Source organism: Myroides guanonis (genome assembly GCF_900114085.1).
Taxonomy (GTDB): Bacteria; Bacteroidota; Bacteroidia; order Flavobacteriales; family Flavobacteriaceae; genus Flavobacterium; species Flavobacterium guanonis.
On record NZ_FORU01000014.1, the window covers coordinates 95,340 to 103,664 of the forward strand.

Genomic DNA, 8,325 nt, shown 5'->3' on the forward strand with positions numbered 1-8,325 from the left:
GCCCGTTACCTACTTAATTAATTTTCTATTGCTTCAATTCCAGGCAGTGTTTTACCTTCTAACATTTCTAACATTGCTCCACCACCGGTAGAAACATAACTCATCTTTGAATCTAAATCAAATTGCTTAACTGCCGCAACAGAATCTCCTCCTCCTACAAGAGAAAAAGTACCATTTGAAGTTGCTTCCGCAATATAATTACCCAAAGTGATAGTACCATTGGCGAATTTATCCATTTCGAATACTCCCAAAGGACCGTTCCATAATATGATTCTAGACTCTTGAATCACAGGTTTTAGGCTTTCTAACGTTTTAGGTCCAACATCCAACGCTTGCCATCCATCAGGTATTTCATTCACATTTACAATCTGTGTTGCTGCATCATTTGAAAATGAATCTGCAATTACCACATCAATTGGCAAGTGAATAGTAACATTTTTCTGTTTAGCCTTCTCCATAATTTCAAGGGCTAATTCCATTTTATCATCTTCACATATAGAATTACCTATATTACCTCCCATTGCTTTAATAAAAGTAAAAGTCATTCCTCCTCCAATAATCATATGATCAATCTTATCTAAGATATTTTCAATAATTGTGATTTTTGAAGAAACTTTTGAACCTCCTAATACTGCTGTTACCGGTTTCTCTGTACTATTTAAAACTTTATCTATACTTTCGATTTCCTTAGCAAGTAAGTATCCGAAACATTTTGATTCTGGAAAAAACTGAGCTATAATAGTCGTTGAAGCATGCGCTCTATGAGCTGTTCCAAATGCGTCATTCACATAGATATCCCCAAGTGAAGCTAATTCTTCAGCAAAAGCGACATCACCTTTTTCTTCTTCAGGATAAAAACGCAAGTTTTCCAACAATATTATACTTCCTGGTTTTGCATTATTCAAAACACTCTTTACCTCTGCTCCTACGCAATCATCGACGAATGTAACAGGAAATCCAAGTACCTCTTCAACTTTTGAAACGATATGTTTTAAAGAAAAATCTGCATTAGAAACTCCTTTTGGTCTTCCTAAATGCGACATTAAAACAGCAATACCTCCTTCTTCAACTACCTTTAAAATTGTAGGTTTAGCAGCTTCAATTCTATTTGAATCTGTCACTTGAAATTGAGCATTAAGAGGCACATTAAAATCTACTCTAATAAGTGCTATTTGGTCATTAAAATTAAAATCGTTTATAGTTTTCATTCGTTATGATTAATTGTTTTGAAATTTTGAAATTTCACAAATATAAAGTTTTTTATAATCCTATACTCTGATTTTTAGCACCTAAAAGTTAAAGTATACTTATAACTAAGTATTTACCGTTTAAAATTCACTGATAAAACAGAGAAAAAAGTGCATAAAAAAATGCTTTATTTTAAAAAGAATAAAGCATTTAAATTTTAAAAACATACAGATTATATGATGCAATTACGCTCATACTAAAAGGATTTGATTATTTCTTAATCGTAAAAATCTCTAAAACTCCATCGTTACTGCTTTCTTTATAAGTTGAAATGGCGCTTTCAACGTCAAAAACATTAAGTTTAAGTGCGACCTCTTTGGTTACTTGCTTTCCATTGATTTTTACAGTACTAATTTTTGAGCTCCTAATTGATTTTTCAAACTCAATCTGCAATTGATTACTAAATTCCGGCAATGCTTGAATATCATTTAAAATAGAATCTTTATTAACGATTGGTTTTTGGGTAATCTCCGGTTTAACCGAGCCTTCCAAAAGTACTTTTTCCTCTACTTCTATTTCTTTAGAAAATGATTCCTTTTGCTCCGTTAATTCTTCCAATTTTTGCAATACAGCTTCATCAACTTTATTTCCATAATTATTAACTATCTTTTTCTTTAATACAATGATTACAGCCCCATCTTTTGCAGTTTCCCCAAAAATTTTAATCGCTTCCTCTGAATTTAATTCAACACGAGACTCGATCATATCTTCTTTAATCTTGGATAATTCAATAAATCGAACAAAATAACCATTAACAACAACCAATGGTTTAGGAGTTACTTGTTCAGTATGGCAAAACAATTGAGAACTACTCCAAGATACTTGAGCAGTACACAACATAAACAGAATTAAAAGGTAGCCTGAGTATTTCATCTTTTATTTTATATAATATCTATTAAAAATTTACTTGTCCATTAATTTAAATCAAAACACTATCCTTATATCCTCGATAGTCTTTTATATTTCAACTACTTAGATTTTTTCAAATTTAAAACAAATTAACTACACTAAAATTCAAAGTGGTTAAAATGACCACTTTTGACCTATTTCGGTTTTTTAAAAAACTGAAAATAAATATTTTATATAATTCACACTTGCTCTTCTTTGGAACATGTTCGTATCATCTATTGGTTTCTTTGAGAAAAAGGGTGATTTTGCGAACCCGACCAACAGAAAACCTCTTTCCAATTTGGTTTTTGAAAGATTATTTTCAAAATTCCTTCTTACAAATTGACATAAAAATACTACTTTTAAACAACTTTTTATATCAATAAATCAACTCATTTACTTCTAAAACGAAAGTAATGTCACAACAACAAATAATCATAATTGGTGCTGGTATAGCTGGGCTAACAGCTGCCATTAGTTTAAAAAAATTAGGCTATAAAATTGTTGTTTATGAATCGAGTACAACAATTAAAGGAATTGGTGCTGGCTTGGGATTAGCTTCCAATGCATTAAAAGCATTGCAATTTCTAGGTTTAGACCAAGGAATATCATCCATTGGAACAAAAGTTACTGCCTCTCATATTAGAGATTCCAGAGGAAGAACAGTTGCAATTGCTGATGCCACTTTGGTTTCCGAAGAAGATAATCAAAACTTTGCTGTTCACCGTAAAGATTTACATCAGTATCTCTATGAACAACTTGAAAAAAGCGAAGTTATTCCCAATAAAAAACTAGTCAATTTCACACAAAGCAAAGAAGAAGTTTTTGTTGAATTTGAAGATGGCACCTCTGATACCGCAGACTATTTAATTGCTACCGATGGTGTTGGTTCAACGGTTAGACAGCAATTATTGCCTAACTCCAAACCTAGATACGCTGGATATACTTGCTGGAGAGCTATTATAAAAAATCCTGGTTTAAAATTAACAGATAGTTCTGAAACTTGGGGTAAAGAAGGTCGCTTTGGATATGTAGCCCTACCTAATAATTTGATTTATTGGTATGCTTGTATTAACACTCATAAGCATGAAGTTAGAAACTATACCGTAAAAGACCTATGTAAAAATTTTCAAAACTATTACCACCCCATTCCCAAGATATTATCAGACACGCTTGATAAAGATTTATTACAAAATGACATTGTTGATATAAAACCCATTCATCAATTTTACTTCGAAAGAATACTTTTAATGGGAGATGCAGCACATGCAACTACTCCAAATATGGGACAAGGTGCTTGTATGGCCCTTGAAGATGTTGCAGTTTTAATCAACGAGTTGAAGCAAACTACTGATGTTGAAAATGCCTTTCAAAATTTTGAAAAAAAACGTTTGAAGCGCACTCGATTTATCATCAATACTTCTCGAAAAATGGGAATAGTAGCTCAGTTAGAAAATCCAATATTAATTTCAATACGCAATATCCTTTTTAGAAATATGCCTAAAGCATTCGTGAAAAGACAAATGAAAATTCTTCTTGAAACTGATATTTTTAATCCTTAAAAACAAGATTACACCATAGGTTTAAACTCAAATCTTTATTGGTAATTCAAGCTATTTTCTATAATTAAACTATCTTTGTAGTCTATGCAGTTTTCAGATATTATTGGTCAAAACCATTTGAAAAACCACTTAATTCAAAGTGCTTCTTCAAACCGTGTACCCCACGCACAATTGTTTATTGGACCCGATGGTTCAGGAACTTTGCCTATGGCTATTGCCTATGCACAATATCTCTTGTGTAAAAATATTGGTAATGAAAATACGGGAGGTAATGAGTCTTGTAATCTAAAATTTAAATCTTTAATACATCCAGATTTACACTTTGTATATCCTGTTTCTACTACGGAAGCGGTTAAAAAAAATGCAACAAGTGATCAATTTGCAGATTTATGGCGTTCGTTTTTACAAACGCAGCCATATGGTAATTTGTTTGATTGGTATAACCATATTGACATTCAAAACAAACAAGGTCAGATTGGTGTAGATGAGGCCCAAAGTGTACTTAAGAAACTAGCCCTTAAATCTTTTGAGGGAGGTTATAAGATTATGTTGATTTGGATGGCTGATAAAATGAATGTTGAAGCTTCTAATAAACTATTAAAACTATTAGAAGAACCACCTGCTCATACCGTTTTTATATTGATCGCAGAAAATGAAAAAGGAATGCTTCAAACCATTCTTTCTCGTTGCCAAATATTAAAATTCAATCCGTTAACTCAACGCGAAATAGAAGATGCTTTAGTATTGAATGAAAATTGCAGTAAACATGAGGCTGCATTAATTTCAAGACAATCACAAGGTAATTATAACAAAGCATTACAGTTATTAAGAAACAAAGACAACGGATTACCTTTTGAAAAATGGTTTGTTCAATGGGTTCGTGCTGCCTTCCGTGCGAAAGGAAACGCGGCTGTAATCCAAGAATTAGTAGAATGGAGTGAAGAACTAGCAGGACTAGGTAGAGAAGCTCAGAAACAATTCTTAGAGTTCTGCATAGAAATGTTTAGGCAAGCTTTGTTAATCAACTATCAAACACCAGATTTGGTATATTACCAAACTACGGTTGATAAATTCAAATTGGAGAACTTTGCTCCTTTTGTCAATGGTTCTAATATCGCTGAAATCTTTGAAGAACTTTCAAATGCTAGTTATCATATTGAAAGAAATGGAAATGCAAAAATGATTTTCACCGATTTATCTATTAAACTGACTCGTTTGATACATAAAAAATAATCTCTAAAACCTGCAAGGTTTCAGAAACCTTGCAGGTTTTAGAAACTACTTTTATACAAACGAAGTTCTTCCCAACTAAAACGGTTTCCCGTTTCAGCTTTAATATCCCCCAATGGGGTACTTTCTTTTCCTTTAAAAAGAGTTTTTAACTCTTTGATTTTACCCTCACTCAATAACTCCGTAATTGCTACTTTATCTTCCTTAACTAATTTTGAAAAATGAGAATATATGGTTTGGGTCGTCAATTTTCGTATTTCAGCAATTTGTACAATACTCATATCTTCTCTCCAATAGTCTAAAGTTATATCGGCTGTTGGTTTCTTGCTTTCCTTTTTCTTTGGTTTTTCATCTTCATAATAACTTACATCCTCTTCCTCTTCAATAAGCGTATTTTTTGTTGCTTTTATTATTTGAGATATAGATACCAAATGATTGATACGATATTCTCCAATGCTTAAAGATGTCAATGTTTCCTTACAAATAGTTCTTTCCTCCTCCAATATCTGAAGTAACAATTGAGATTTTTTCATTTGCAGTACTGCTTTGATAAAAGCATTTTCCAATTCATTAAGCTCTTCAAAGAATGCTTTCATTCCTTTCATTCGCTTTACTTGAGTAATGGTATATAAAATTTCAAACACCATTGCGTCCATTTTTGGAAAAAAGTATTCGTATGCCTTTGTAATTCTCTCCTTTACAAATTGAAAATTATAAGGTTCTTCGTGGAACAAACTTCTAATTTGTTGCACAAATTTTTCAGAGTGAATTAATAAAGCATCCATATTATTAGACTGCTTCTCTGCCCATTTTTTGAATTGATTCTTTTTACTTCGTTCTGCTTCGGAAATATAGGTCTGCAAATGCGATCTCCATAAAGTAGATAATTCAAACCATGAATAAGTTTGCATTAGATAATCTCTCACAAAGCGTTTTGTTTCTAAATGCAATTCGTTTTCTAATTTTTCTTTAGATGCCTTATGATTTGCATACTGCATTACATCATAGTCATTCTCCAATCCATTCATACGTATCGGAGAAAGCAAAATAAGCCCTTCTAACGAACGTAAACGCGAAAGAGCAACATATGCTTGTCCAGGAAGAAAAACGCGTGATACATCCAATACAGCACGGTCAAAAGTTAGTCCTTGACTCTTATGTACAGTTATAGCCCATGCAAGCTTTATTGGAAAATGGGTATAGGTACCTAAAATCTCTTCTTTTATTTCTTTCGTGTTCGGATCTACAGTGTATTTAATATTCTGCCATTCGTAGCGGTCAACTTCAATAGTTTTATTTTCCTCTGGGAAATGAACAAGTATTTCATTGAACGATAAACCTTTTACTACTCCCATTTTTCCATTGAAAAAATTCTTCTCAAAAGAAAGGTCATTTTTAATGAAGATAATTTGAGCACCTACTTTCAAGGTCATCTTAGCCTCTATAGGAAATATCTTTTCTGAAAAATCACCAACTATATCAGGGAAAAATGTAAACTCTTTTGTTTTTAATGATTCTAAAGCAGTAGCATTCATTTCATCTGCTTTAGCATTATGTGTAGTTAAAGTGATATAACCAGGATTTGTTTTTACATCGAAATTAGGATTCACGAACTCGTTTAAAACAGCCACATCATTCTCGCTTACTCGATTGTTTCTAAGATTATTTAAAACTTCTATGAAACGGTCATCCTTTTGACGATAAATTTTATCTAGCTCAATATACAATAAAGGACTTTGTTGAATAACATGAGAATGAAAAAAGAAATTCCCTGCGTAATAATTTCTAAGCACATTCCATTCGGCATTTCGAACTACTGGAGGTAATTGCAAAAGATCTCCAATAAAAAGAACTTGAACACCCCCAAAAGGCATTTGATTTCTGCGAACAGATTTTAATACAAAATCCATTGCGTCTAAAACATCTGCTCTAAGCATACTAACTTCATCAACAATCAATAACTCTAAATTTTTAAACAACGCTTTTTTTGTGTTGTTCATTAAAGTATGTCTTCTCAATGTTTTTCTAGTTTCAAACTTTACATCATCAGCAAACATAGGCTCACTGTTAGAATCTGGAATAAAAGCAGCAAAAGGTAATTGGAAAAAAGAGTGTATAGTAACCCCTCCAGCATTCAATGCCGCAATTCCAGTTGGAGCAACTACTATAGTATTCTTATGTGTAGTTTCTACAATCTCCCTCAATAAGGTTGTTTTACCGGTTCCAGCTTTCCCCGTTAAAAAAAGACTTTTATTAGTTTGATTAATAAACTGTAATACGTATTGTGCTTGTTCTGAAAAACTTTTCATAGTGTAGATGAAATTCTATAGTATCCTTAATTCAATAATAAAAAAACCCCCATAAAGGAGGTTCTTCAAACAATTTAAAATATAAATTTACTCGGCGTTCTCTACTTTAGAGTCTGCTGCTTTTATAGCAGTAGTACCTTTGTATTTAGAATTCAATTCTTTTACGATTAGGTCAGTAATGTTATATTCTTCCTTTGCATATAAAACAGTAGAAGCATCTTCTGTTCCATAAATATAATCATAACCATTCTTTTTACCGTAATCAGTAATAGTTGCTTTTACAGTTTTAACGATAGAATCCATTTCTTTTCCGCTTTCCATTTGCAAAGTTTGCATAATAGATTGTTGCTTCATTGATAATTCTTGCTCACGTTTTTGTAATTCAGCACCTTTTTGTTGAGCCCACGCCATTCCTTTTGCTTGAGCATTAGCTTGAAAACTTGAAGCTTCTTTTTGAAAACTTGCAATATCAGCTTCTAGCTCTTTACCCAATTCATCAGATTTGATCTTGTATTTAGATTCAACATCTTTAGTAGCTTCATACTCTTGCATTAATTTTTGAGTATCAACATAAGCAGATTTTTGTCCTACTGTAGTTGAACCGTTATTACATGAAGCTAATAATGCAGCACATCCTAAAACTAATAAGCCTTTTTTCATTTTCTGTTTTTAATTTTAATTTTTGGTAAATGTAATAAAAACTTTGAATGAATGATAACATTTTTCAATTTGGTTGATTTCTGCAATTTTCCTTTTTTTTTAATCTTGATTCGTATGTTATGTCCAATTTTTCAGTCCATAAATAAAACTAATAGTTCTAATACTAAATATCATTTTTACCTATTAAAAACGACTTATTATAAAGCGTTTTAAAGGACTTTTAAAAAATATTAATACAAAGTACTATTTAAGTCTTTGAACATTCGAAGAAAGCCTTTATTTTAATTTTTTTACCTCAAAATTGAATGTTTTTTGTATTTCTGGTGATTTGGCAATCTGTAAATCTGTAAATCTGTAAATCTGTAAATCTGTAAATCTGTAAATCTGTAAATCTGTAAATCTGTAAATCTGTAAATCTGTAAATCTGT

6 protein-coding genes are annotated in these 8,325 nt (G+C 31.7%); 2 read left to right on the forward strand and 4 right to left on the reverse strand.

Annotation, left to right across the window (positions count from 1 at the left end):
• Nucleotides 1-17: 17 nt before the first annotated feature.
• On the reverse strand, nucleotides 18-1,208 hold the full coding sequence (locus tag BM024_RS11460) for a phosphoglycerate kinase (RefSeq protein ID WP_090680389.1): 1,191 nt from the start codon (nucleotides 1,206-1,208) through the stop codon (nucleotides 18-20).
• A gap of 250 nt (nucleotides 1,209-1,458) precedes the next feature.
• A complete protein-coding gene (locus BM024_RS11465; RefSeq protein WP_090680392.1) occupies nucleotides 1,459-2,121 on the reverse strand; it encodes a hypothetical protein in 663 nt (220 codons plus the stop codon).
• Nucleotides 2,122-2,552: 431 nt separating this feature from the next.
• On the opposite strand from BM024_RS11465, the gene BM024_RS11470 reads away from it, so the two are divergent.
• Together BM024_RS11470 and BM024_RS11475 are read left to right on the forward strand one after the other, a co-directional pair.
• Entirely contained in the window at nucleotides 2,553-3,698 is a 1,146-nt protein-coding gene (locus BM024_RS11470; protein ID WP_090680398.1) for an FAD-dependent monooxygenase, read from the forward strand.
• Nucleotides 3,699-3,782: 84 nt separating this feature from the next.
• Nucleotides 3,783-4,931: a DNA polymerase III subunit gene (locus BM024_RS11475; protein ID WP_090680401.1), complete on the forward strand. Its 1,149-nt coding sequence runs from the start codon at nucleotides 3,783-3,785 to the stop codon at nucleotides 4,929-4,931.
• A 38-nt stretch (nucleotides 4,932-4,969) separates the two neighbouring features.
• On the opposite strand, the gene BM024_RS11480 is transcribed toward BM024_RS11475, so the two are convergent.
• Nucleotides 4,970-7,237: a helix-turn-helix domain-containing protein gene (locus tag BM024_RS11480; RefSeq protein WP_090680405.1), complete on the reverse strand. Its 2,268-nt coding sequence runs from the start codon at nucleotides 7,235-7,237 to the stop codon at nucleotides 4,970-4,972.
• Nucleotides 7,238-7,324: 87 nt separating this feature from the next.
• On the reverse strand, nucleotides 7,325-7,897 hold the full coding sequence (locus BM024_RS11485) for an OmpH/Skp family outer membrane protein (protein WP_090680408.1): 573 nt from the start codon (nucleotides 7,895-7,897) through the stop codon (nucleotides 7,325-7,327).
• Between the last annotated feature and the right edge of the window lie 428 nt (nucleotides 7,898-8,325).

Bases quoted from the DNA above. Each gene is read 5' to 3' on its own strand.
- BM024_RS11460 (WP_090680389.1), bottom strand. From the start codon at position 1,208: ATGAAAACTATAAACGATTTTAATTTTAATGACCAAATAGCACTTATT.
- BM024_RS11465 (WP_090680392.1), bottom strand. From the start codon at position 2,121: ATGAAATACTCAGGCTACCTTTTAATTCTGTTTATGTTGTGTACTGCT.
- BM024_RS11470 (WP_090680398.1), top strand. From the start codon at position 2,553: ATGTCACAACAACAAATAATCATAATTGGTGCTGGTATAGCTGGGCTA.
- BM024_RS11475 (WP_090680401.1), top strand. From the start codon at position 3,783: ATGCAGTTTTCAGATATTATTGGTCAAAACCATTTGAAAAACCACTTA.
- BM024_RS11480 (WP_090680405.1), bottom strand. From the start codon at position 7,237: ATGAAAAGTTTTTCAGAACAAGCACAATACGTATTACAGTTTATTAAT.
- BM024_RS11485 (WP_090680408.1), bottom strand. From the start codon at position 7,897: ATGAAAAAAGGCTTATTAGTTTTAGGATGTGCTGCATTATTAGCTTCA.